This is a genomic window from Mesorhizobium sp. M0904, assembly GCF_040319475.1.
In the GTDB taxonomy this organism is placed as follows: domain Bacteria; phylum Pseudomonadota; class Alphaproteobacteria; order Rhizobiales; family Rhizobiaceae; genus Mesorhizobium.
In genome coordinates, this window is record NZ_JAMYOC010000009.1 from 30,469 (window position 1) to 52,047 (window position 21,579).

Sequence of the window (21,579 nt, forward strand, 5' to 3'; positions counted from 1 at the left end):
TGCCATCAACAATCGGTGATTGAAAATGATTCCCCAGTCTGACTTTCATATGTGCTCTCTCTATGGTTGCATTTACATATCTATGGTTGTATTGATGCATAGATACTCCAGACACGTGGGTTCACTTCGCCACGAAAAAAGTCGTCATCAGCCTATTCGCAATCCTTGCAGGTACCAGCTTCGCCATGGCCGGGGACGCCGGCTGTGATGCCTTCAAATGGCCGGTGACACGCGAGCAGGCATTGTTTCCGGCATTGCCCTCCGCACAGTCCGGCGGTGCCCTGACGATCGGGCAGGCGGTGGATTTCACGCTCGCAGCGGTCGATACGATCGGCTTTGCTGTTCCGCCGGAACGTGCGCCTGCAGCCGGTACATTCGGCGCGACGGCAAGCGTGGCCGTGCCCCTGGAGGGAGAGCTCCAGATCAGCCTGTCTAATGAGGCCTGGATCGATGTCGTTCAGGACGGCAAAGCCGTGAAGTCGGCGGGGTTCAGTGGTATGAAGACCCGTCCGGGGATCCGCAAGAGCGTGCGCTTTAAGCTGGCCGCCGGCCCGGCGACTATCCAGCTCAGCGGCGCCAAGAAAGAGACCCTCAAGGTTGCGGTGCTGGCGCCGGAATGACTTTGCGCCCTGAGACAATTCATTTGCTCGCATCGCACCAACGGTGCGGTGCGGCTGTTCAATTTTGATAGGTATCGGGCTGGTTCAGCGTCCCGGCGCGATCAGCGCGAAATGCGGGCGAACCGCCGCCATGGGCACGATAGATTTCGCCTAAAGAACGTCACCCGGATCGAATGGTACTCCGGCTCCCCGAAGCTCTTTCGCTAACTCGCGCTCCCAATTCTTGCCGTCGCCGAACGACACATAGCCGATGCCATCAAAGTCTGAAGGTCTCTCAACACCCTCGCCCATGAGTGCGCAGACGTTCTTTGAGGCGCCAAAAAGGCCGGTCTCAAAGTTGCGGTGCTGATGCTGGAATGATCCAGCAGCAGCACTCGGTTGGTCAGGACGCCTACCGCACCGGCGCCATCAGCGCGAAATGGGCACCTTGCGGGTCTGTGCACTGTACGATCCAGCTGCCGCCGGGGACCTCCATCGGACCCATCAGGATCTTGCCGCCATTGTCGGTGACGCGCTTGGCTGCCGCGTCGATGCCGGGCACGTTGAAATAGAACTGCCAGACCGGCGCCGGGATCTGCTCGGGCTTGTTCATCATGCCGCCAACGGGCTCGCCGCCGAAGGCGAAAAGCTGGTAGACGCCCATCGGACCCATGTCCATGGCGTCGCCCTTCTCCCAGCCGAACTGGCTGGAATAGAAATCGAACGCCGCCTTCCAGTCTGACGTGTAGAGCTCATGCCAGCCGATGTTGCCGGGGGTCGCCAACGGTAGCGGCGGCTGGTCGGGGCCGCTGGGCTGCAGGAAGTTGAACATCGCGCCTTGCGGGTCTGCAACGACGGCGAAGCGGCCGACGCCAGGAATGTCGTCGGGTTCGCGGTGAACCGCGCCACCAGCCTTCTTGAGGGAGGCCGTTGCGGCATCGACGTCCCTGGTGAGGATATAACCGACCCAGGCCGGCGGCATGCCCATCTTGCGCGCGTCATCGGGCAGCGTCATCAACCCGCCGACGCCGCGCTCGCCGACATTCATGACGATATAGCGCGGCATGCCCTGGGCCCCTTCGAAAGGCTGCCCCCTCCAGCCCACCACGGAGGTGTAAAACGCCTCGGCGGCGTCGAGATCGGTGGTCATCAGCTCGTACCAGAAGAAGGGCATGGGGGACTGTGGCATTGTCGTGCTCCTTGCGGTTTGTACATCGATCATGCGCGATCCATTCTAGGACGATCTTCACGACGAAAATCCGACAGCGGCCAAAAAAGATGACGGCAAATTGGAAATGTTACCGGGTTGCGCGCCCTGCGGTTTTCGACTTTGCTCTCAGTCAACGAGGGGTTGTTGATCCATGCGCCGGATGTCGCTCATTCCCTGACCAGAGCGGACCATCACCAGTCTAAGGCCTATCCCGCTGCCCGGAATGGTTGTGGAAGGCGTGGTGCGAAGCGAGGGGTCAGATCCAAGCAGCTATGGCTTCACGAGCGATCACCTCTACCGTGCATTCGAGACTGAGCAATAGGAAATGCGAACAGTCGTCTGTCGGCCCGGGTATTGATCGCAACCAGTGCGAGTTCTCGACTCGGAGGAGGGGCCATCTATAGGAGGCTTGCCCGCCAGAGCCAATCAATGGGATTGAGCTGCTAGCGCTGACATGGGTCACTCCCAACATGTCGTCATGAGCCGAAAGTGCTAGCACTCCGTGGAAGTTGATCTTGAGGGTTCGTTCGGATGCCCCGACGAAGAAGTCGCCTTCGACGGCCAATTCAAAGTAGTTGTCGGATTTCAGACGTCACACCTGACAGGCAGCCAGCGGTAAATCTTCCACAGGCTCCCACCGCTGAACCGCCTCCTGAACAATGTCCATCACCTTCTCCAATGTTTGAAAATCGCGCACGATGCTCAAGCGCCTACCGCCCCGTAAGCGCTTTCGAACAGCTTGTCGCCACTGGTAGCCAATTCTGGGCGCCGCATCCATTGAGGCGCAACGGACGGTGCTCAAAAACATGAGCGCATTTATCATGTTTTTATCGAGAGGTTTCAGCGAGTTGCGCCGAAAATTGACCAATTGATAAAAAAATAAAACGTGCTAGCCTTCCCCAAAACAAGAACATGGGGAACTGACGATGCCAGAAGGCCAGTTCAAGCAAGGCATTGCCGGCGGGCGGCTCTCGCCGGACCAATATGCCGACAATTTCGCCGACCTGCACCCGCCGCTCGATCATCACGAGGCGCTGGTCGAGTCCGACCGCTGCTATTTCTGCTATGATGCGCCGTGCATGAATGCATGCCCGACCTCGATCGACATCCCGCTGTTCATTCGCCAGATTTCGACGGGCAATCCGATCGGCTCGGCCAAGACTATTTTTGACCAAAACATTTTGGGCGGCATGTGCGCCCGCGTCTGCCCGACCGAGACGCTATGCGAAGAAGTCTGCGTGCGCGAGGTGGCCGAAGGCAAGCCGGTGCAGATTGGTCGCCTTCAGCGCTACGCCACCGATGTCGCCATGGCCGAAAACAAGCAGTTCTACAAGCGCTCCGAACCGACCGGCAAAACGGTCGCCGTGGTCGGCGCCGGACCGGCCGGGCTTGCGGCCGCGCATCGGCTTGCCCGTCATGGCCACGACGTGACCATCCTGGAAGCCCGCCCGAAGCCCGGCGGCCTCAATGAGTACGGTATAGCCGCCTATAAAAGCGTCGACAATTTTGCCCAGGCCGAAGTCGACTATGTCACGTCGATCGGCGGCATCGACATCCAGAACGGCAAGGCGCTCGGCCGTGATTACCAGCTGTCGGACCTGACCAGGAATTACGATGCGGTGTTCCTCGGCATGGGGCTTGCCGGCGTCAATGCCTTGCGAGCGGATGGCGAGGAGGCCCCGGGCGTCAGCAATGCTGTCGAGTTCATTGCCGAGCTTCGTCAGGCCAGTGATCTGGCCAGCCTGCCGGTCGGCCGGCGTGTTGTCGTCATCGGCGGCGGCATGACGGCGATCGACGCGGCGGTGCAATCGAAGCTGCTCGGAGCCGAAGAGGTGACGATCTGCTATCGGCGCGGCCCGGAGCACATGAATGCCTCCGAATTCGAGCAGGATCTGGCTGCAGCCAACGGCGTCATCATCCGGCACTGGTTGCAGCCGAAGCGGGTCATTGCCGACGCTGGCAAGGTGTCGGCGATCGAGCTCGAATACACCGCGATGGACGGCGACCGGCTCGTCGGCACCGGCGAGCGGCTGACGTTGACCGCCGACCAGGTGTTCAAGGCGATCGGCCAGAGTTTTGTCCCGGCTGCGCTCAACGGCAGCGGTGCGGAGGTCGCGCTGGAAGCCGGCCGCATCAAGGTCGATGCGGAAGGGCGCACCTCGCTGCCAAACGTCTGGGCCGGCGGCGACTGCATTTTCGGCGGCGATGACTTGACTGTTTCAGCTGTCGCGCAAGGCCGCGATGCGGCGGAGAGCATTCATCGGGCACTGACCTCGAACGGGAGGGCATGAGCATGGCAGACATCCGCAACAATTTCGTCGGCATCAAGTCGCCGAACCCGTTCTGGCTGGCTTCGGCGCCGCCGACCGACAAGGCCTATAACGTCATCCGCGCCTTCAAGGCGGGCTGGGGCGGCGTGGTATGGAAGACGCTCGGCGAAGAGGGCCCGCCGGTGGTCAACGTCAACGGTCCGCGCTACGGCGCGATCTGGGGCGCCGACCGTCGTCTGCTCGGCCTCAACAACATCGAGCTGATCACCGACCGCGACCTGCAGGTCAATCTGCGCGAGATCAAGCAGGTCAAGATGGACTGGCCCGACCGGGCGATCGTCGTCTCGCTGATGGTGCCTTGCGAGGAGCATGCCTGGAAGGCGATCTTGCCGGTAGTCGAGGAGACAGGCGCCGACGGCATCGAACTCAATTTCGGCTGCCCGCACGGCATGTCGGAACGCGGCATGGGTGCGGCAGTCGGCCAGGTGCCGGAGTACATCGAAATGGTGGTGCGCTGGTGCAAGGCCAACACCCGCATGCCTGTCATCACCAAGCTGACGCCCAACATCACCGACATACGCAAGCCGGCACGCGCTGCCCTTGCCGGCGGCACCGACGCGGTATCGCTGATCAACACCATCAATTCGATCACCGGCGTCAATCTCGATAGTTTCGCACCGGAGCCGACGATCGACGGCAAGGGTTCGCATGGCGGCTATTGCGGCCCGGCGGTGAAGCCGATCGCCATGAACATGGTGGCCGAGATCGCGCGCGATCCGGAAACGCATGGCCTGCCGATCTCCGGTATCGGCGGCATTACCACCTGGCGCGACGCCGCCGAGTTCATGGCGCTCGGCGCCGGCAATGTGCAGGTGTGCACGGCGGCGATGACCTATGGCTTCAAGATCGTGCAGGAGATGATCGCCGGCCTGGAAAACTGGATGGACGAGAAGGGCCATGCCTCGCTGGACGACATCGTCGGCCGCGCCACGCCCAACGTCATCGACTGGCAGTATCTCAACCTCAACTACGTCGCCAAGGCGCATATCGACCAGGACGCCTGCATCAAATGCGGCCGCTGCCACATCGCCTGCGAGGACACCTCGCACCAGGCGATCACCAGCATGGTCGACGGCGTCAGGCATTTCGAGGTGATCGAGGCCGAATGCGTCGGCTGCAATCTCTGTGTCAATGTCTGTCCGGTCGAGAATTGCATCACCATGGAGCCGCTGGCGGCCGGCGTGATCGACCAGCGCACCGGCAGGCCGGTGTCGCCGATCTATGCCAACTGGACGACGCATCCGAACAATCCGATGGCCAAGGTGGCGGCGGAGTAGCATTGCGGAAAAAAAACGGCGTTCATGGGCGCCGCTTTTTAACTTTCCTATTGCAGATAAAAGTTATCCACGATAATCTATATCCATGAACAGGAGAGCGAAATGAAGCTGGGCGAAGGGGTCGAGGCGGCTATTCATTGCGCCGCTATGCTTGCCGGCGTTGATGGCGCCGCGACCTTGCCAGGTGCTGCCATGGCCGAAGCGTTCGGGCTGTCGCCGAGCTATCTGCTTAAGCATCTCAACGCGCTGACTGCGTCCGGCATTCTGGATTCAGTGCCGGGGCCGTCCGGCGGCTACCGGCTGGCGCGGCCGGCGGAGCGCATAACGCTGCTCGATATCGTGCTGGCCGTCGAGGGGCGTGAACCGGCGTTCCGCTGCGCCGAAATCCGCCAGCGCGGCCCAGCGAAGCTCGATGCCTCGGTCTATGTCAAACCCTGCGGCATCAACGTAGCCATGCTGAAGGCCGAGCGTGCCTATCGCGCCGCGCTCGCCGACGCCCGGCTGTCCGACATCGTTGCAGAATACACGGCCGATGCCGATCCCCGTTCGGTCGCCGCGAACTGCGCCTTCGTCGAGCGCCATCGGCGGCCGCAGAAATCAAGTTCAACCAAGCAAGCATGAAAGGCTACAGACGATGAAACAGAGGCTGCAATTTTTCGGCGCGGCGCCGGAGATCATGAAGGCGGTGTCGGCGCTCAACAAGGCAGTCGACGAATGCGGGCTCGAAAAAAGCCTGTTGCATCTGATCAAGCTCAGGGCGTCGCAGATCAACGGCTGCTCGTATTGCGTCGAGATGCATAGCCGCGAAGCGCGCCGCGACGGCGAAAGCGAGCAGCGGCTCTATCTCGTCTCCGCCTGGAAGGAATCGCCGCTGTTTTCAGAGCGCGAACGCGCGGCCTTGGCCTGGACCGACGCGCTGACCAGGATTGCCGACAACGGTGTGTCGGACGAACTCTATGCAAGGACGCTCGAATATTTCTCGGAAGAGGAGCTGGTCAAGCTCTCGGTGGCGCTCGGCATGATCAACACCTGGAACCGGCTTTGCGTTCCGTTCCATGCAATCCATCCGATGCCAGCGGTCTTGGCCGCCTGAGGACAAGGTGCGCGGCCTTGCGCCGCGCGCCTCTTTTCTGCCCAAGGACCCCCGACAGCATGTTTTTAAACTTTGATAGTGAGATCCTATTCGCCGCCCGCCTGCTGCTTGGCGGCGCCTTTGTCTTTGCCGGCCTGCGCAACATCCAGAATGCGGCGTTGGTGAGCCAATTGATGACGACGCGCGGCGTGCCGCAGGCACGGCCGGTGCTGTGGCTGGGGATCGTCCTGCAGATCATCGCCGGAGCACTGGTGATCGCGGGCATCTGGACCGCTCCGGCGGCGGCATGCCTGATCCTGTTCCTGATCGTCGCCACGCCGATGTTCCATAACTTCTGGCATCATCAGGGCCCGGAGCGCGCGTCCCGCATCAATGGCTTTGTCGGCAACGTCGCGCTGGCCGGAGGATTTCTGGCGCTGATCGCGCAGTCGCTTTGACAACGACTGATGCCTCTTGGAGGCAGCCGCTCACGCCGCATACCGCAAGCCGCCGTCGCAGGTCAGGATCTGGCCGGTGACGAAGCTGTTCGAAACCAGGAACGCGATCGCCTCGGCGACGTCCTCGGCGCGGCCGATGCGGCCGACCGGCGTCCTGCCGGCATAATCGGCAAACACCGCATGGCGCTGTTCATCGGGTAAAAAGTCCCACCAGGGCGTGTCGATGACACCTGGCGCCACGACATTGACGCGTAACGGCTTCAGCTCCATTGCCAGGATCGGCACCACGGTCAGCAGCATGCCGTTGACGGCGGCGATGCCGGCGACACCCGGCGCCGACAATTGCGCCGACACCGCCGAGATGAAAGTCACCGAGCCGCTCTTGTTCAGCGTCGGCAAGGCGGCCTGCAGGCAGGAGAGCTGTGGCCGGACTTTCTCGTCGACGCCGCCGCCGATGTCGGTCAGGTCAAGCGTTTCGAACGCGCCGAGGCCCTTGCCGCCGCTGGCGGCCAGCACCAGGTGATCGAAAGGGCCGAGATCGCTGAAGAACCGGCGAACCTCGTCCGGCTTCGCGGCGTCGAAGGCAGCTTTTTCGACTGTGCCGCCAAGGCTTTGCCATGCGTTGTCGAGCTTTTCCCTGCTGCGCCCGGTGATCGTCACCTTCATCCCCGGGCCGAGCAGCTTTGTCGCGGTGGCGAGGCCGATGCCGGAGGAGCCGCCGACGATCACGGCGTGCTGCGTTTTCTCGATCATGAATTTTCTTTCTTCGATGTTGCGGAAGCGGGTGCGAGCCCGACAAGGCCGAGGCTCAATTCGCGCAACTGCTGCCTCGCCTTAGCGTCATAGGCTTGCGCATCGGCGCGGGATTTTCTTTGGCCGTCGAAATAGAGGCCGCTTCGCCCCTCAAGCGCCGGCGATGTGGCGAGGTTGATGATGGCCTCGGCGCCGGTTTCGACGGAGCTCCAGGGTGTGATGCCCGCCTGCCGCACCATCGTAGTGTTCATGTAGCTTGCCGGATGCAGGCTGTTGACCGTGACACCGGTGCCGTTCAGCTGCTCCGCCAGATCGATGGTGAACATGATCTGCGCCAGCTTGCTCTGGCAGTAGGCACGGACGCCGCCATAGGAGCGGGTCAGCATGACGTCGTCGAAGTCGATCGCCTGCTGGCCGGCCGAGGCGACGTTGACGATGCGCGCCGGCACGCTGGACTTGAGCAGCGGCAGCAGCTCCGTGGTGAGCAGGAAACCGGCGAGATAGTTGACGGCAAAGCGCAACTCGTAGCCGTCGGCGCTGACCTGCCGTTTCGCGTTTGGGCCGGCGGTGCCGACGCCGGCATTGTTGATGAGGACATCGAGCCGCTTGGTCCTTGCGCGCACGGCCTCGGCGAGGCGGCGAACTTCCGCCAGGGAGGAGAGATCGGCGACCAGCAGCTCGGCCTTGCCGCCGGCGGCTTCGATTTCGGCCCCGATCGCCTTGCCCCTTGTCGCGTCGCGGCCATGCACCAGGATGCGCGCACCGCCGGCGCCGAGCCTTTGCGCGACGACGCGGCCGACGCCGTCGGTAGACCCTGTGATGAGGATTGTCTTGTTTTTCAGTTCCATGTTCGGAGCCTCCATCTCGTAGCTCTGAGCGGAAAGATGGGGCACCAGCCACTTGCCAAACAGTTCAAACTTTATCCTGGTATCGGTACTGCTATAATAGCGCCGATGGATTCCACCACGCATTCCGCCGAAGACAGCCGCCGCCGCGAGCTTGGCGCCTTCCTGCGCTCGCGGCGCGAAAGGCTGACGCCTTCGGCCACCGGCATATCGACCGGATTGCGCCGGCGCACGCCCGGGCTGCGGCGTGAGGAAGTGGCGATGATCGCCGGCGTCGGCACGACCTGGTACACCTGGCTGGAGCAGGGCCGCGACGTTCGGCCATCGGCAGAGGTGCTGACGGCGCTCAGCCGGGCGCTGCGCCTGGACACGGCCGAGCAACGGCATCTGTTCATCCTTGCCGGCCGACCGCAGCCGGAGCGTCGCGTCGACGCGCCGGAAAAAGTCGATAGCCCGTTACTGCACATGCTGCAGAGCCTGGTCCTGCAGCCGGCCTATGTCCTTGGGCGGCGCTGGGACGTGCTGGCCTGGAACTCTGCCGCGGCAGCCGTGTTCGGCGACTATGGTCTGCTGGAGGGCGATGCCCGCAACATCGTCCATATGGTTTTCACCAGCCCGCAGCACCGGCGCCTGCTCGTCGACTGGGAGGAACTGGCGCGTGCCGTGCTGGCGTCATTCCGGGCAGAAAGCGCCAGATATGTCGGCGATCCGGATTTCGAGCGGCTGATCGCGCTGATGACGCGCTCGAGCCCGGAGTTTCGCGCCTGGTGGCCGCTACGCGACGTGGCCCGCAACCTATCGGGTGTGAAGCATGTCCGGCACCCGATAGCGGGCGCCATGGCGTTCGAGCATATGAGCCTGTCGATCGACGACGGCTCGGACATGAAGCTGATCGTCTACACGCCGCTCGCCGAGCAAAACTCGATCGCCAAGCTCGAACAACTGCTGGAGACGCTTCCGGCCGAGCGGCGCAGCGCGTGATGCCCATCGCTTCGCTGAAGCCTCAGCCCTTCGGCTTCAGCCCGTCAATGAACAGTTGCTCGAGAAACCTTGCGGCATCCTCGAAGCGGCCGTCACCGCCGCGATCGGGGCCGAGCACGGCGCGGACCTGGACGTCGAAATCGGCATAGTGCTGCGTCGTCGCCCAGATCGAGAAGATCAGGTGCCAGGGGTCGGTGCGGGCAATCTTGCCGGCGCGCATCCAGCCCTTGATGACGTTGGCCTTCTCGTCGACCAATGTCTTCAATTCGCCCTCCAGCATCGGCATGATGCGCGGCGCGCCCTGCAGGATCTCGTTGGCGAACAGCCGGCTCTCGCGCGGGAAATCGCGCGCCATTTCGAGCTTGCGCCTGATATAGCTGCGCAGTTCGGTCAAGGGATCGCCAATGTCGTCGAGTTCGCGCAGCGGTGCCAGCCAGGTGTCGAGAAGCCGCTGCATCAGCGTCTCGTGGATGTCCTCCTTGCGGCGGAAATAATAGAGCAGGTTCGGCTTCGACATGCCGGCGGCTTCGGCGATCTGGTCGATGGTCGAGCCGCGAAAACCGTTGGTGGAGAAGACTTCGAGCGCTGCCTCTAGGATGAGCTCGCGCTTTTCCAGCTGGATGCGGGTGCGGCGAGGAGCGGAGCTTTCGACCGCCCCCGTCACCTCGAAAAACCTTCGCCGCGAGGAGTGTCTGGACCAATTCTCTGGACCAGTTTTTCTCCGCCCTGTGGAGCGCACTTCGAAAGCCGCATTTCCGCTAGTAATCCCTTGACCGCTGATAAGGCGGTGCTAACGTTTGTCCAACCGGTCAAAAATTTGCGTAGCACGAAAACGCAGCAAAGACCAAGTGTTGGAAAGACCAGGCGTTAGCCGCACCGAAACGGGTTACAAGGGGAAGTCTTGGTCATGTCCAACCGGCTGAAAGTCACGCCGAACGATCTCAGCGCATTCTGGATGCCGTTCACGGCAAACCGGCAGTTCAAGCAGGCGCCGCGCATGTTCGTGTCCGCCAAGGACATGCATTACACGACCAGCGACGGGCGCAAGGTTCTCGACGGCACCGCCGGCCTGTGGTGCGTCAATGCCGGCCACTGCCGTCCGAAAATCACCGAGGCGATCCAGAGCCAGGCGGCAGAGCTCGATTATGCGCCGGCGTTCCAGATGGGTCACCCGATCGTGTTCGAGCTTGCAAATCGGCTGGTCGATATCGCGCCGAAGGGCATGGACCATGTGTTCTTCACCAATTCCGGATCGGAATCGGTCGAGACCGCGCTGAAGATGGCCATCGCCTATCACCGCGCAAAAGGCGAGGGCTCGCGCACCCGCCTGATCGGCCGCGAACGCGGCTATCACGGCGTCAATTTCGGCGGCATTTCGGTTGGCGGCATCGTTACAAACCGCAAGATGTTCGGCACGCTGCTCGGCGGCGTCGATCACATGCCACACACCCATCTGCCGGAAAAGAACTCCTTCACCAAGGGCGTGCCCGAACATGGCGCCGAACTGGCGAACGAATTAGAGCGTATCGTTGCCCTGCACGACGCCTCGACAATCGCCGCCGTCATCGTTGAGCCGGTTGCCGGTTCCACCGGCGTCATCCTGCCGCCGAAGGGCTATTTGCAGAAGCTTCGCGAGATCTGCACCAAGCATGGCATCTTGCTGATTTTCGATGAGGTCATCACCGGCTTCGGCCGTCTCGGCACGCCGTTTGCCGCCGACTATTTCGGCGTCACGCCCGATATCATGACCACCGCCAAAGGCGTCTCCAACGGCGTCATCCCGATGGGCGCGGTGTTCGTGAAGAAGGAAATCCACGACGCCTTCATGACCGGGCCCGAGCACATGATCGAGTTCTTCCACGGCTACACCTATTCGGGCAATCCGATCGCCTGCGCCGCGGCGCTGGGCACGCTCGACACCTACAAGGAAGAGGGGCTGCTGACGCGCGGCGAGGAACTGGCGCCGTACTGGGAGGACGCGCTGCATTCGCTGAAGGGCGAGCCGAATGTCATCGACATCCGCAATATCGGCCTGATCGGTGCGATCGAACTGGCGCCGATCGCCGGCCAGCCGACGAAACGCGCCTTCTCGGCTTTTGTGAAGGCGTTCGAGCGCGGTGCATTGATCCGAACCACCGGCGACATCATCGCGCTGTCACCGCCGCTGATCATCACCAAAGGCCAGATCAACGAATTGATCGACCATGTGCGCGAAGTGCTGAGGGCGGTGGATTGAAGAACCGGGCGCGGATATCCCTCCCCCTTGAGGGGAGGGTGGCCGCGAAGCGGCCGGGTGGGGTCGGTGCGGCAGTGCGCCGACCTGATCTTTTGCTGCGAGGTCGTTTTTGATGCCCCGTACCCGTGTGAGCTTCGAAATGCGCCAAAAGGCACGGGCGCTGCGAGTTCACGCGACCAAGGGCGAATCCCTGCTTTGGTATGAACTGCGCGAGCTGAAATCGGCCGGCATCAAGTTCCGGCGCCAGTGCCCCATCGGACCGTATATCGTCGACTTCGCTTGCCTCGCTGTAAAGCTGGTGGTGGAAGTGGATGGCGACTTGCACGAACAGGAGAAGGGCAAACGGCACGACGCCGTCCGTGATGCCTATCTGCGATCGCTTGGGTTCGATATCTTTCGCGTCGATGAGCCCGATGTCATAAACACCGCTTGGCATGTCGCACAGGTGGTCAAGGAGAAGGTCGCGCGCATGTCAGCCGACCCCACCCGACCGCTTCGCGGCCACCCTCCCCTCGAGGGGGAGGGGGAGGCTGGCGTGCCGCAACCGATGAGGTTTTAGAATATGGCCGCCCCCGGCGAGAATCTGCGAATCAATTCAGACCGTTTGTGGGATTCGATAATGGAGATGGCGAAGATCGGCCCCGGCATCGCCGGCGGCAATAATCGCCAGACCGTTACCGACGAGGACGGCGAAGGGCGGCACCTGTTCAAGCGCTGGTGCGATGAGGCGGGGCTCGAAATGGGCGTCGACGAGATGGGCACGATGTTTGCCCGTCGGGAAGGCGCCGACCCCAGCCTGCCGCCGGTCTATGTCGGAAGCCATCTCGACACCCAACCGACCGGCGGCAAGTATGACGGCGTGCTCGGCGTGCTCGGCGGCCTGGAGGTCGTGCGCTCGCTCAACGATCTCGGCATCAAGACCAAGCACCCGATCGTCGTCACCAACTGGACCAACGAGGAAGGCGCGCGCTTTGCGCCGGCGATGATGGCGTCGGGGGTATTCGCCGGCGTGCTCGACCAGGCCGACGTCTATTCACATGTCGACAAGGACGGCAAGAAATTCGGCGAGGAACTCGAACGGATCGGCTGGAAGGGCACCGAGAAAGTCGGTGACCGCAAGATCCACGCCTTCTTCGAATTGCATATCGAGCAGGGCCCGATCCTCGAGGACGAGGGCATCGACATCGGTGTCGTCACCCATGGGCAAGGGTTGAAATGGCTACAGGTGACGCTGACCGGCAAGGAGGCGCACACCGGCTCGACGCCGATGCCGAAGCGGCGCAATGCCGGGCTCGGCATGGCGCGGGTGATCGAATTGGTGCACGAGATCGCCATGGACTACCAACCCGACGCCGTCGGCGCGGTCGGCCATATGGAGGTCTATCCGAACTCGCGCAACATCATCGCCGGGCGCACCGTCTTCACCATCGACATCCGCTCGCCGGAAAAGGAGGTGCTGGACGCCATGGACGGGCGCATCCGCGAAGGCATCGACACGATCTGCGAGGCGCTCGACATCAAATATCAAATCGAGCAGGTCGGCCATTTCGACCCGGTCACCTTCGACGCGGGCTGCGTCAAGGCTGTGCGGGATGCGGCGGAGCGCTTGGGATATACGCATCGCAATATTGTCTCGGGCGCCGGCCATGACGCTTGCTGGATCAACCGCGTTGCGCCCACCGCAATGGTGATGTGCCCTTGCGTCGACGGTCTCAGCCACAACGAGGCCGAGGAAATCACCAAGGAATGGGCAGCGGCCGGCGCCGACGTGCTGTTCCATGCGGTGGTGGACACGGCGGAGATCGTAGGGTGAGAGGTTTGGGCTGGAGCAGACGGATTCTTGCGAAGAGGGACCCCCACCCTAACCCTCCCCACAAGGGGGAGGGAACTCCTGTCAGCGCCGATTTGCGGCAAATTACCAACGTTTCCAACGCCAAGGTCGTAAGTCGGATTGCGCGGCAGCATTCCCTCCTCCTTGTGGGGAGGGTTAGGGTGGGGGTCCCTCTTCGCAAAAAATTCGTACGCGATTTCTCTGCCTTTGCGGGAAGAGATTGAGGGTGGGGGTACTCGTTTTGGCACCGACCGGTATCGACCCCGCCGCCATCAAACGTGCCAGGGCATTACGCCGAAACATGACGGATGGCGAACGCAAGCTCTGGTCGGAATTGAAAGAGTTCCGTCATCTCTACGGCCTGCATGCCAGGAAGCAGGCGCCAATCGGGCCTTACATTGCGGACTTCGTTCTGCATGAGAAGAACCTCGTCATCGAAGTAGACGGAGAGCATCACTTCACGCCGGAGCAAATGGACAAGGATCGGATACGCGATGCATGGTTTAGCCGGCAGGGCTATCGTGTGCTGCGGTTTTCGACCGGAGATCTGGCGGAATCTTTCGACGGGTGTATCGAAGAGATACTGCGGGAAGTTGGAGTCATGTAGAGGCCATTTACAGCCCCGTTGGTCCTGACCCCACCTGTAACACCAACAAGACGCTCACAAGAAGCGCGAGAGAACAAGGGAACAAGAAAATGACCAAAGTCATCCGAAACGGCACCATCGTCACAGCCGACCGCACCTGGAAGGCCGATGTGCTGATGCAGCACGGCAAGATCGTCGCCATCGGTTCCAATCTTCACGGCGACCATGAGTTCGACGCCAGCGGCTGCTATGTGATGCCGGGCGGCATCGATCCGCACACCCATCTCGAAATGCCGTTCATGGGCACCTATTCGGCCGATGACTTCGAATCCGGCACCCGCGCGGCCCTTGCCGGCGGCACGACGATGGTCGTCGATTTCTGCCTGCCGTCGCCGCAGCAATCGCTGCTCGAGGCCCTGCAGATGTGGGACAACAAGACCTCGAAGGCGTCCTGCGATTATTCCTTCCACATGGCGATCACCTGGTGGGGCAAGCAGGTGTTCGACGAAATGGCCACCGTCGTCGACAGGGGCATTACCTCGTTCAAGCATTTCATGGCCTACAAGGGCGCGCTGATGGTCGACGACGACGAGCTCTATTCGTCGTTCCAGCGCTGCGCCGATCTTGGCGCGCTGCCGCTGGTCCATGCCGAGAATGGCGACGTGGTGGCCGCCCTGTCGCAGAAGCTGCTGGCGGCGGGCAACAACGGCCCGGAGGGGCACGCCTATTCGCGCCCGCCGGAAGTGGAAGGCGAGGCGACCAACCGCGCCATCATGATCGCCGACATGGCTGGCGTGCCGCTGTATGTCGTGCATGTCTCCTGCGAGCAGGCGCACGAGGCCATCCGCCGCGCGCGGCAGAAAGGCATGCGGGTGTTCGGCGAGCCGCTGATCCAGCATCTCACGCTGGACGAGAGCGAGTATTTCAACAAGGACTGGGACCATGCGGCGCGCCGTGTCATGAGCCCGCCCTTCCGCAACAAATGGCACCAGGATTCGCTGTGGGCCGGCCTGCAGGCCGGGTCGCTGCAAGTGGTGGCGACCGACCATTGTGCCTTCACCACCAAACAGAAGCGCAACGGCGTCGGCGACTTCACCAAGATTCCGAATGGCACCGGCGGGCTCGAGGATCGTTTGCCGGTGCTGTGGACGACCGGCGTCAACACCGGCCGGCTGACGATGAACGAGTTCGTCGCGGTGACCTCGACCAACATCGCCAAGATACTCAACATGTACCCGAAGAAGGGCGCCATCGTCGAAGGCGCGGACGCCGACATCCTCGTCTGGGACCCGAAGCGCAAGAAGAAGATCACGGCCAAGAAGCAGCAGTCGGTGATCGACTACAACGTCTTCGAAGGTTTCGAGGTGACCGGCCTGCCGCGCTTCGTCTTCTCGCGCGGCGAACTGTCGATCGAGGAAAACGAAGTCAAGGCAAAGCCCGGCCATGGCGAGTTCGTCGCTCGCGAGCCCAACGCGGCGGTCAACCGGGCACTGTCGACCTGGAAGGAGATTTCCGCGCCGCGCAAGGTGGAACGTACAGGCATCCCGGCGACGGGCGTTTGAGCTTGGCGAGCCACGGTGTGATTATCTCACTGGCCGCGGTGATCCTTGCCGCCGGGCCGGCGGCGGCTGACGTCCTTGCCGGTTCCTATGGCAATGAGGTCGGTTGCGCCGGCGTACGGCTCGGTTATCAGGACAGCGACGATTATGTCGTGCTGACCGCCGACGGCGTCGAAACCTATGGCAGCGGCTGCGAGTTCGCACAGCGATTGACGACGATGCCTGGCACCCAGTTGTTGAACTCCACCTGTTTCGCCGAGGGCGAGGAGGGGACGACCACGGATGTCGTCAAGGTCGTCAACAAACGAGAGGACGGTTTCTTCGTGACCATCCCCGGCCTTGATGAGATAGGGCCGCTGAAATCATGTTCGTGACGGTGCCGATGACGGCCGCCGCCTCGATGCCGGCTTCAGGCGACCAACCCGTCCAGTGCCGGCAGCAGGACGACGCTTTCCTGTTCGTTGGGATCGGTGCGGGCAATGACCGCCGAGGCGGGGCTGTCGCTCAGATTGGCCGGCAGATGCGGCACGCCGGCCGGAATGTAGAAAAGATCGCCGGCCTTGACCACGATATGCTGTTCAAGCCGGTCGCCATACCAGGTATGGACTTCGCCGGAGAGCACATAGATCGCGGTTTCATGGTTTTCGTGCAAATGCGCCTTGGCGCGGGCACCCGGCGGCATGGTCAGCAGATGCATGCAGATGCCGGACGAGCCGACTGTTTCGGCGGCGATGCCGGCGAAATAACTCAGGCCCTGTTTGCCTTCATAAGAGCTTTCAGGGCGGATAAGATGGCACGTCGGTTTGGGCGACATCGGGGCAACTCCGGGCGTCTATCTGATGGGACAAGGGCGCGTCGAACTGGGGCGAGTAGGACTGGGCGAGTGGAAAGCAACATCGGGGTAAAATCAATGGGATTCCGGCCGGCGCCGCAGTGGCCGGAAGCGACAGGCTACGGCCGATGACGGGAGTATCGCCAGCCGTTGTTTCGGCAAGCAAGCTTGGCCTGACCTTCCAGACGAACGATGGTCCGGTGCAGGCGCTGTCTAATGTCGACCTGACCATCGGCAAGGGCGAATTCGTGTCCTTCATCGGGCCCTCCGGCTGCGGCAAGACAACTTTGCTGCGCGTGATCGCCGATCTGGAGAAGCCGACATCGGGAGCCATCTCCGTCAACGGCATGACGCCCGAGCAGGCGCGCCAGAGCCGCGCCTATGGCTATGTCTTTCAGGCGGCCGCACTTTATCCGTGGCGCACGATCGAGCGCAATGTGGCGCTGCCGCTGGAGATCATGGGCCTGTCCAGGGCCGAGCAGGCGGCGCGCATCAAGCGCACGCTCGATCTCGTCAACCTCTCGGGCTTCGAGAAGAAATATCCCTGGCAGCTGTCGGGCGGCATGCAGCAGCGCGCCTCGATCGCACGGGCGCTCGCTTTCGATGCCGACCTTCTGCTGATGGACGAACCGTTCGGTGCGCTGGACGAGATCGTGCGCGACCATCTCAACGAACAGCTGCTGGAGCTTTGGGAACGGACCAACAAGACCATCTGCTTCGTCACCCATTCGATCCCCGAGGCGGTCTATCTGTCGACGCGCATCGTGGTCATGTCGCCGCGCCCCGGCCGCGTCAGCGACGTCATAGACTCCACGCTACCGAAGAAGCGGCCGCTCGACATCCGCGAGACACCGGAGTTCCTGGCGATCGCCGCACGGGTGCGCGACGGGCTGAGAGCAGGGCACAGCTATGATGATTGAGGCGGCGCGGAACGGGCTTGCGCCTTCGGAGGTGCATCGCCCTCGCGAGGGAGGCGCTAACCGTGCATTCGTCATCCTAGGGCGGAGCCGCCGCGAAGCGGCGTGCGCAGAGCCTAGGATCCATGCCGTGACGTCGGCCGAAACGCGCAAGCGGTCGAGAATAAGCGCCGGGCAAGCCAGCGCAAGCGCCGTTCCTTCCAGAGAGGGAGCTATTTTCAGCACCGCTTCGGAACGGGAAGGTAACGGAATGGATCCTTGGGTCTGCGCCGCGTCGCTTCGCTCCTCGCTGCGCCCTAGGATGACGAAGGGGTGGTTGGGGGCGCCCTTTACGCACGCCGCTTCGCGGCTGCTCCGCCCTTCGAAAGAAACGAATGCCGGGGCGAAAGTGCCCGGCCTCCGCTTCGCTCCAGCCACCCTCTCCCCGTTGGGGAGAGGAGGGCGCTTACCCGGCGAGGCCTGCTAGAATGGACTCGTTTCGCGACAAGATCGTTCCGGTGACCTCGATCCTCCTGGGCGTCGTCGTCGTCTGGTACGTTATGGCTGTCATCCTCAACACGCCGTTCCAGCGCGATCTCGACCGCCGCGCCAATCAGACACCGGGTATTGTGGAATTCATCGGCAAGACGCTGGCGCAGCCGAAGCCGACGCTGCCGGCGCCGCATCAGGTGGCAGTGAATTTTTTCGAAAACACCTTTCTGCGCAGCATCACCTCGAACCGCAGCCTTGTCTACAATGCCTGGGTGACGCTGTCGTCGACGCTGCTCGGCTTTGCCTTCGGCACGGCGCTCGGCATCGTCATCGCCGTCGGCATCGTGCATGTGGCGACGCTCGACCGCAGCCTGATGCCGTGGATCATCGCGTCGCAGACCATTCCGATCCTGGCGGTGGCACCGATGATCATCGTTGTGCTGGCGGCTGTCGGCATCACCGGGCTGATCCCGAAGGCACTGATCTCGACCTATCTGTCCTTCTTCCCGGTGGCGGTCGGCATGGTGAAGGGGCTTCGCTCGCCCGAGCTTACCCATCTCGACCTGATGCACACCTATAATGCCAGTCCTTCGCAGACCTTCTGGAAATTGCGGGTGCCGGCCTCGGTGCCGTTCCTGTTCACCTCGATGAAGGTGGCGGTGGCCGCCAGCCTGGTCGGCGCCATCGTCGGCGAGCTGCCGACCGGCGCCGTCGCCGGCATCGGCGCCAAACTGCTCGCCGGTGCCTATTACAGCCAGACCATCGACATCTGGTCGGCGCTGGTTGCCGGGTCGGTGGTCGCGGCGCTGCTGGTTATGCTGGTCGGCATTGCCGGGCGCCTTGTCGACCGCGCCATGGGCGGGAGGCCGGCATGAGCTCGCTCCTGAGCCTTTCCTCAATCACGCCTCGATCCTGGCAGGGGTATGCCGCGCTTGTCCTGTTTGTCGGCGCGCTGCTTGTTTTGCCGCTCGTCAGTGCTACGCCCGGTTACGGCATGGCGACTACGCTTTCGATTTTCATTCTGCTGCTCGTGGCAATCGAGGCCGACAACTTTCCACCGATGATCGGGGTGATGTTGCTGTTCCTTGGCGCGCATGGCGCGGCGTGGATGCTGCTCGCCGGCATAACCGGCAATGAGGGCAGCGCTCGCGCATCCTTCTATCTGCTGCTCGCCGCCGCGTGGTTTTTGGCCTGGCGCTGCGTCACGGTCTTGTCGTCGTTTCGCCCGATATCGCGCTGGGCGTCAACCGCCCTGCGCCTGATCATTCCGGCCATCTTCGGCGCCTGGATCCTGATCATCTGGGAAGCGGTGACGCGTGGTGCCGGCATTCCCTTCATCCTGCTGCCGCCGCCAAGCGCCATCGGTGCCCGCATCGTCGGCTCGCTGCCGGTGCTGGGGGCCGATGTCAGGCAGACCATCTTCAAGGCGGTCATCTTCGGCTATGTGGTGGGGAGCAGCGCCGGCTTCCTCGTTGCCATCGCCGCCGACCGCGTGCCGTTCCTGCGGCGCGGGCTTTTGCCGATCGGCAATATGGTATCGGCGCTGCCGATCATCGGCGTCGCGCCGATCATGGTCATGTGGTTCGGCTTCGACTGGCAGTCGAAGGCAGCGGTGGTCATCATCATGACCTTCTTCCCGATGCTGGTGAACACCGTCGCCGGGCTTGCCGCCTCCGGCCATATGGAGCGCGACCTGATGCGCACCTATGCCTCGAGCTATTGGCAGACGCTGTTCAAGCTGCGGCTGCCGGCGGCCGCGCCCTTCATCTTCAATGCGTTGAAGATCAATTCGACGCTGGCGCTGATCGGCGCCATCGTCGCCGAGTTCTTCGGCACCCCGGTGGTCGGCATGGGGTTCCGCATTTCGACGGAAGTCGGCCGGATGAACATCGACATGGTGTGGGCCGAAATCGCAGTTGCAGCACTTGCGGGTTCGGTCTTTTATGGCGTGGTCGCTTTTTTCGAGAGAGCAATCACGTTTTGGCATCCCTCTGTCCGTGGTGGATAGGGGCGGTGGGTTTAGGGCGCTAACTTCAGAGGGTAAAAACATGAAAAGACTAGTTGTTTCGATGCTGGCCGGCGCGATGTCGCTTGCCGCGTTCCAGGCGATGGCCGCGGACAAGGTGACGCTGCAGCTGAAATGGGTCACGCAGGCCCAGTTTGCCGGCTATTATGTCGCCAAGGACAAGGGCTTCTATGAGGCCGAAGGCCTCGACGTCGAGATCAAGCCCGGCGGTCCTGATATTGCGCCGGAGCAGGTCATCGCCGGCGGCGGTGCCGACGTTATCGTCGACTGGATGGGCGGCGCGCTGGCTGCCCGCGAAAAGGGCGTGCCGCTGGTCAACATCGCCCAGCCGTTCAAGAAAGCCGGTATGGAGCTGGTCTGCCCGAAGGACGGGCCGGTCAAGACAGAAGCCGACTTCAAGGGCCACACGCTCGGCGTCTGGTTCTTCGGCAACGAGTATCCGTTCTATGCCTGGATGAACAAGCTTGGCCTCAAGACCGATGGCGGGCCGGACGGCGTCACCGTGCTCAAGCAGAGCTTTGACGTGCAGCCGCTGATCCAGAAGCAGGCGGATTGCATTTCGGTGATGACCTATAACGAGTACTGGCAGCTCATCGACGCCGGCTACAAGCCGGAAGAGCTGACCGTCTTCAACTATTCCGCCATGGGCAACGATCTGCTCGAAGACGGGCTCTATGCCCTGGAGGACAAGCTCAAGGATCCGGCCTTCGAGGACAAGATGGTGCGTTTCGTGCGCGCTTCGATGAAGGGTTGGAAATACGCCGTCGACAATTCCGACGAAGCGGCCGGCATCGTCATGGACAATGGCGGCCAGGACGAGAATCACCAGAAACGCATGATGGGCGAAGTCGCCAAGCTGATCGACAATGCCGATGGCAAGCTCGATCCGGCGACCTACGAGCGCACCGCCAAGGCGCTGCTCGACCAGAAGATCATCAGCAAGGAGCCTACCGGCGCCTACACGACGGCGATCACCGACAAGGCCATCAAATAGGGCTGTCAAACTGGCTTGTAGCGGAAAAGGGGCGGGCGACCGCCCCTTTTTAGTGGGATGTAAAATGAACGTTACCGGCGGAAACATCCGCTCGCAAAATCGTTGTGCCGGTGCATCCGCCTCAAGGGTGTCACAACGGAGGTTTCCATGCGCATCCAGTCCTTCACGCCGATGCTTTCGGCGCTGGCCATTTCTGCAGCCATCTTCTCTGCTTCACCGGCCCTGGCCGAAACCATAAAGATGACTGCGACGCTCGATGGTGCTCAGCAGAGCCCGCCCGTCACAACGAAGGGCAAGGGCACCGCCACGCTCAGGTTCAACACCACAACCAAGAAACTCAGCTGGACAGTGAGATATTCCGGCCTCAGCGGGCCGGCGAAGGCCGCACACATTCACGGCCCGGCGGCAAAGGGCGAAAACGCCGACCCGGTGATACCGTTCGAAGGCAAGCTGAGGAGCCCGATCAAGGGCTCGGCGACGTTGACCGATGCCCAGGCGACCGATTTGGAGGCGGGCAAGTACTACGTCAACATCCACACCGCGGCCCACGCGGATGGCGAGATCCGCGGGCAGATCGAAAAGGCGCCATCGACGATGTAGCG

At 62.4% G+C, this 21,579-nt stretch carries 23 protein-coding genes; 18 read left to right on the plus strand and 5 right to left on the minus strand.

Translation table 11 applies throughout. The features are described 5' to 3' along the window. Positions 1 to 185: 185 nt before the first annotated feature. Positions 186 to 620, plus strand: coding sequence for a hypothetical protein (locus tag NKH80_RS11430; RefSeq protein ID WP_352505550.1), 435 nt, complete (start codon positions 186 to 188; stop codon positions 618 to 620). Between the two features lie 391 nt (positions 621 to 1,011). Here NKH80_RS11430 and NKH80_RS11435 read toward each other — a convergent pair whose 3' ends face one another. Beyond that, positions 1,012 to 1,788 (minus strand): VOC family protein, encoded by a 777-nt coding sequence (locus tag NKH80_RS11435; protein ID WP_352505552.1) that lies wholly within the window; start codon positions 1,786 to 1,788, stop codon positions 1,012 to 1,014. Between the two features lie 947 nt (positions 1,789 to 2,735). On the opposite strand from NKH80_RS11435, the gene NKH80_RS11440 reads away from it, so the two are divergent. The 5 genes from NKH80_RS11440 to NKH80_RS11460 all read left to right on the plus strand — a co-directional run bounded on the left by NKH80_RS11440 (position 2,736) and on the right by NKH80_RS11460 (position 6,946). Further along, positions 2,736 to 4,100, plus strand: a complete 1,365-nt coding sequence (locus NKH80_RS11440) for an NAD(P)-dependent oxidoreductase (protein ID WP_352505553.1) — start codon at positions 2,736 to 2,738, stop codon at positions 4,098 to 4,100. Between the two features lie 2 nt (positions 4,101 to 4,102). Then, complete coding sequence (gene preA / locus NKH80_RS11445; RefSeq protein ID WP_352687536.1) at positions 4,103 to 5,416, plus strand: NAD-dependent dihydropyrimidine dehydrogenase subunit PreA; 1,314 nt, start codon at positions 4,103 to 4,105, stop codon at positions 5,414 to 5,416. A gap of 102 nt (positions 5,417 to 5,518) precedes the next feature. Next, positions 5,519 to 6,037, plus strand: coding sequence for an RrF2 family transcriptional regulator (locus tag NKH80_RS11450; RefSeq protein WP_352505555.1), 519 nt, complete (start codon positions 5,519 to 5,521; stop codon positions 6,035 to 6,037). A gap of 13 nt (positions 6,038 to 6,050) precedes the next feature. After that, complete coding sequence (locus tag NKH80_RS11455) at positions 6,051 to 6,509, plus strand: carboxymuconolactone decarboxylase family protein (RefSeq protein WP_352505556.1); 459 nt, start codon at positions 6,051 to 6,053, stop codon at positions 6,507 to 6,509. A gap of 59 nt (positions 6,510 to 6,568) precedes the next feature. Further along, entirely contained in the window at positions 6,569 to 6,946 is a 378-nt protein-coding gene (locus NKH80_RS11460) for a DoxX family protein (protein ID WP_352991741.1), read from the plus strand. A 30-nt stretch (positions 6,947 to 6,976) separates the two neighbouring features. Here the strand turns inward: NKH80_RS11460 and NKH80_RS11465 are convergent, their stop codons facing one another. Both NKH80_RS11465 and NKH80_RS11470 read right to left on the minus strand, forming a co-directional pair. Then, a complete protein-coding gene (locus tag NKH80_RS11465; protein WP_352505557.1) occupies positions 6,977 to 7,699 on the minus strand; it encodes an SDR family oxidoreductase in 723 nt (240 codons plus the stop codon). Continuing rightward, positions 7,696 to 8,547 (minus strand): SDR family NAD(P)-dependent oxidoreductase, encoded by an 852-nt coding sequence (locus tag NKH80_RS11470; RefSeq protein WP_352505558.1) that lies wholly within the window; start codon positions 8,545 to 8,547, stop codon positions 7,696 to 7,698. Before NKH80_RS11470 ends, NKH80_RS11465 begins: the two co-directional genes overlap by 4 nt. A gap of 105 nt (positions 8,548 to 8,652) precedes the next feature. Here NKH80_RS11470 and NKH80_RS11475 point away from each other — a divergent pair, with 105 nt between their 5' ends. Beyond that, complete coding sequence (locus NKH80_RS11475; protein ID WP_352687538.1) at positions 8,653 to 9,525, plus strand: helix-turn-helix transcriptional regulator; 873 nt, start codon at positions 8,653 to 8,655, stop codon at positions 9,523 to 9,525. 22 nt (positions 9,526 to 9,547) lie between these two features. Here NKH80_RS11475 and NKH80_RS11480 read toward each other — a convergent pair whose 3' ends face one another. Beyond that, a complete protein-coding gene (locus tag NKH80_RS11480; RefSeq protein WP_254819042.1) occupies positions 9,548 to 10,189 on the minus strand; it encodes a TetR family transcriptional regulator C-terminal domain-containing protein in 642 nt (213 codons plus the stop codon). Positions 10,190 to 10,432: 243 nt separating this feature from the next. Between NKH80_RS11480 and aptA the strand changes: the two genes are divergently transcribed. The 6 genes from aptA to NKH80_RS11510 all read left to right on the plus strand — a co-directional run bounded on the left by aptA (position 10,433) and on the right by NKH80_RS11510 (position 16,111). Beyond that, a complete protein-coding gene (gene aptA / locus NKH80_RS11485; protein ID WP_254819041.1) occupies positions 10,433 to 11,761 on the plus strand; it encodes an omega-aminotransferase AptA in 1,329 nt (442 codons plus the stop codon). A gap of 139 nt (positions 11,762 to 11,900) precedes the next feature. Beyond that, a complete protein-coding gene (locus tag NKH80_RS11490) occupies positions 11,901 to 12,320 on the plus strand; it encodes an endonuclease domain-containing protein (RefSeq protein ID WP_352823325.1) in 420 nt (139 codons plus the stop codon). A gap of 3 nt (positions 12,321 to 12,323) precedes the next feature. After that, on the plus strand, positions 12,324 to 13,574 hold the full coding sequence (locus NKH80_RS11495) for a Zn-dependent hydrolase (RefSeq protein WP_352823323.1): 1,251 nt from the start codon (positions 12,324 to 12,326) through the stop codon (positions 13,572 to 13,574). 244 nt (positions 13,575 to 13,818) lie between these two features. Continuing rightward, on the plus strand, positions 13,819 to 14,199 hold the full coding sequence (locus NKH80_RS11500) for an endonuclease domain-containing protein (RefSeq protein ID WP_352823320.1): 381 nt from the start codon (positions 13,819 to 13,821) through the stop codon (positions 14,197 to 14,199). A gap of 89 nt (positions 14,200 to 14,288) precedes the next feature. Further along, positions 14,289 to 15,740 carry a dihydropyrimidinase gene (hydA, locus tag NKH80_RS11505; RefSeq protein ID WP_352823317.1) on the plus strand — a complete coding sequence of 484 codons (1,452 nt, stop codon included), beginning with the start codon at positions 14,289 to 14,291 and terminating at the stop codon, positions 15,738 to 15,740. Between the two features lie 17 nt (positions 15,741 to 15,757). Next, positions 15,758 to 16,111, plus strand: coding sequence for a hypothetical protein (locus NKH80_RS11510; RefSeq protein WP_352823314.1), 354 nt, complete (start codon positions 15,758 to 15,760; stop codon positions 16,109 to 16,111). Positions 16,112 to 16,146: 35 nt separating this feature from the next. On the opposite strand, the gene NKH80_RS11515 is transcribed toward NKH80_RS11510, so the two are convergent. Next, on the minus strand, positions 16,147 to 16,551 hold the full coding sequence (locus tag NKH80_RS11515) for a cupin domain-containing protein (RefSeq protein ID WP_254819033.1): 405 nt from the start codon (positions 16,549 to 16,551) through the stop codon (positions 16,147 to 16,149). A 146-nt stretch (positions 16,552 to 16,697) separates the two neighbouring features. Here NKH80_RS11515 and NKH80_RS11520 point away from each other — a divergent pair, with 146 nt between their 5' ends. From NKH80_RS11520 to NKH80_RS11540, 5 genes are all read left to right on the plus strand, one after another. Continuing rightward, a complete protein-coding gene (locus NKH80_RS11520; protein ID WP_352823311.1) occupies positions 16,698 to 17,489 on the plus strand; it encodes an ABC transporter ATP-binding protein in 792 nt (263 codons plus the stop codon). Between the two features lie 464 nt (positions 17,490 to 17,953). Continuing rightward, positions 17,954 to 18,832 (plus strand): ABC transporter permease, encoded by an 879-nt coding sequence (locus tag NKH80_RS11525; protein ID WP_254819031.1) that lies wholly within the window; start codon positions 17,954 to 17,956, stop codon positions 18,830 to 18,832. Next, complete coding sequence (locus NKH80_RS11530) at positions 18,829 to 19,965, plus strand: ABC transporter permease (protein ID WP_352740440.1); 1,137 nt, start codon at positions 18,829 to 18,831, stop codon at positions 19,963 to 19,965. Before NKH80_RS11525 ends, NKH80_RS11530 begins: the two co-directional genes overlap by 4 nt. Positions 19,966 to 20,005: 40 nt before the next feature. After that, positions 20,006 to 20,977, plus strand: a complete 972-nt coding sequence (locus NKH80_RS11535) for an ABC transporter substrate-binding protein (protein WP_254819029.1) — start codon at positions 20,006 to 20,008, stop codon at positions 20,975 to 20,977. Positions 20,978 to 21,124: 147 nt separating this feature from the next. Then, positions 21,125 to 21,577, plus strand: a complete 453-nt coding sequence (locus tag NKH80_RS11540; RefSeq protein ID WP_254819028.1) for a CHRD domain-containing protein — start codon at positions 21,125 to 21,127, stop codon at positions 21,575 to 21,577. Positions 21,578 to 21,579: the final 2 nt, after the last annotated feature.

Excerpts from the sequence above, each read along its gene's own strand:
- NKH80_RS11430 (WP_352505550.1), top strand. The coding sequence starts at position 186 with ATGGCCGGGGACGCCGGCTGTGATGCCTTCAAATGGCCGGTGACACGC.
- NKH80_RS11435 (WP_352505552.1), bottom strand. The coding sequence starts at position 1,788 with ATGCCACAGTCCCCCATGCCCTTCTTCTGGTACGAGCTGATGACCACC.
- NKH80_RS11440 (WP_352505553.1), top strand. The coding sequence starts at position 2,736 with ATGCCAGAAGGCCAGTTCAAGCAAGGCATTGCCGGCGGGCGGCTCTCG.
- preA (WP_352687536.1), top strand. The coding sequence starts at position 4,103 with ATGGCAGACATCCGCAACAATTTCGTCGGCATCAAGTCGCCGAACCCG.
- NKH80_RS11450 (WP_352505555.1), top strand. The coding sequence starts at position 5,519 with ATGAAGCTGGGCGAAGGGGTCGAGGCGGCTATTCATTGCGCCGCTATG.
- NKH80_RS11455 (WP_352505556.1), top strand. The coding sequence starts at position 6,051 with ATGAAACAGAGGCTGCAATTTTTCGGCGCGGCGCCGGAGATCATGAAG.
- NKH80_RS11460 (WP_352991741.1), top strand. The coding sequence starts at position 6,569 with ATGTTTTTAAACTTTGATAGTGAGATCCTATTCGCCGCCCGCCTGCTG.
- NKH80_RS11465 (WP_352505557.1), bottom strand. The coding sequence starts at position 7,699 with ATGATCGAGAAAACGCAGCACGCCGTGATCGTCGGCGGCTCCTCCGGC.
- NKH80_RS11470 (WP_352505558.1), bottom strand. The coding sequence starts at position 8,547 with ATGGAACTGAAAAACAAGACAATCCTCATCACAGGGTCTACCGACGGC.
- NKH80_RS11475 (WP_352687538.1), top strand. The coding sequence starts at position 8,653 with ATGGATTCCACCACGCATTCCGCCGAAGACAGCCGCCGCCGCGAGCTT.
- aptA (WP_254819041.1), top strand. The coding sequence starts at position 10,433 with ATGTCCAACCGGCTGAAAGTCACGCCGAACGATCTCAGCGCATTCTGG.
- NKH80_RS11490 (WP_352823325.1), top strand. The coding sequence starts at position 11,901 with ATGCGCCAAAAGGCACGGGCGCTGCGAGTTCACGCGACCAAGGGCGAA.
- NKH80_RS11495 (WP_352823323.1), top strand. The coding sequence starts at position 12,324 with ATGGCCGCCCCCGGCGAGAATCTGCGAATCAATTCAGACCGTTTGTGG.
- hydA (WP_352823317.1), top strand. The coding sequence starts at position 14,289 with ATGACCAAAGTCATCCGAAACGGCACCATCGTCACAGCCGACCGCACC.
- NKH80_RS11515 (WP_254819033.1), bottom strand. The coding sequence starts at position 16,551 with ATGTCGCCCAAACCGACGTGCCATCTTATCCGCCCTGAAAGCTCTTAT.
- NKH80_RS11520 (WP_352823311.1), top strand. The coding sequence starts at position 16,698 with ATGACGGGAGTATCGCCAGCCGTTGTTTCGGCAAGCAAGCTTGGCCTG.
- NKH80_RS11525 (WP_254819031.1), top strand. The coding sequence starts at position 17,954 with ATGGACTCGTTTCGCGACAAGATCGTTCCGGTGACCTCGATCCTCCTG.
- NKH80_RS11530 (WP_352740440.1), top strand. The coding sequence starts at position 18,829 with ATGAGCTCGCTCCTGAGCCTTTCCTCAATCACGCCTCGATCCTGGCAG.
- NKH80_RS11535 (WP_254819029.1), top strand. The coding sequence starts at position 20,006 with ATGAAAAGACTAGTTGTTTCGATGCTGGCCGGCGCGATGTCGCTTGCC.
- NKH80_RS11540 (WP_254819028.1), top strand. The coding sequence starts at position 21,125 with ATGCGCATCCAGTCCTTCACGCCGATGCTTTCGGCGCTGGCCATTTCT.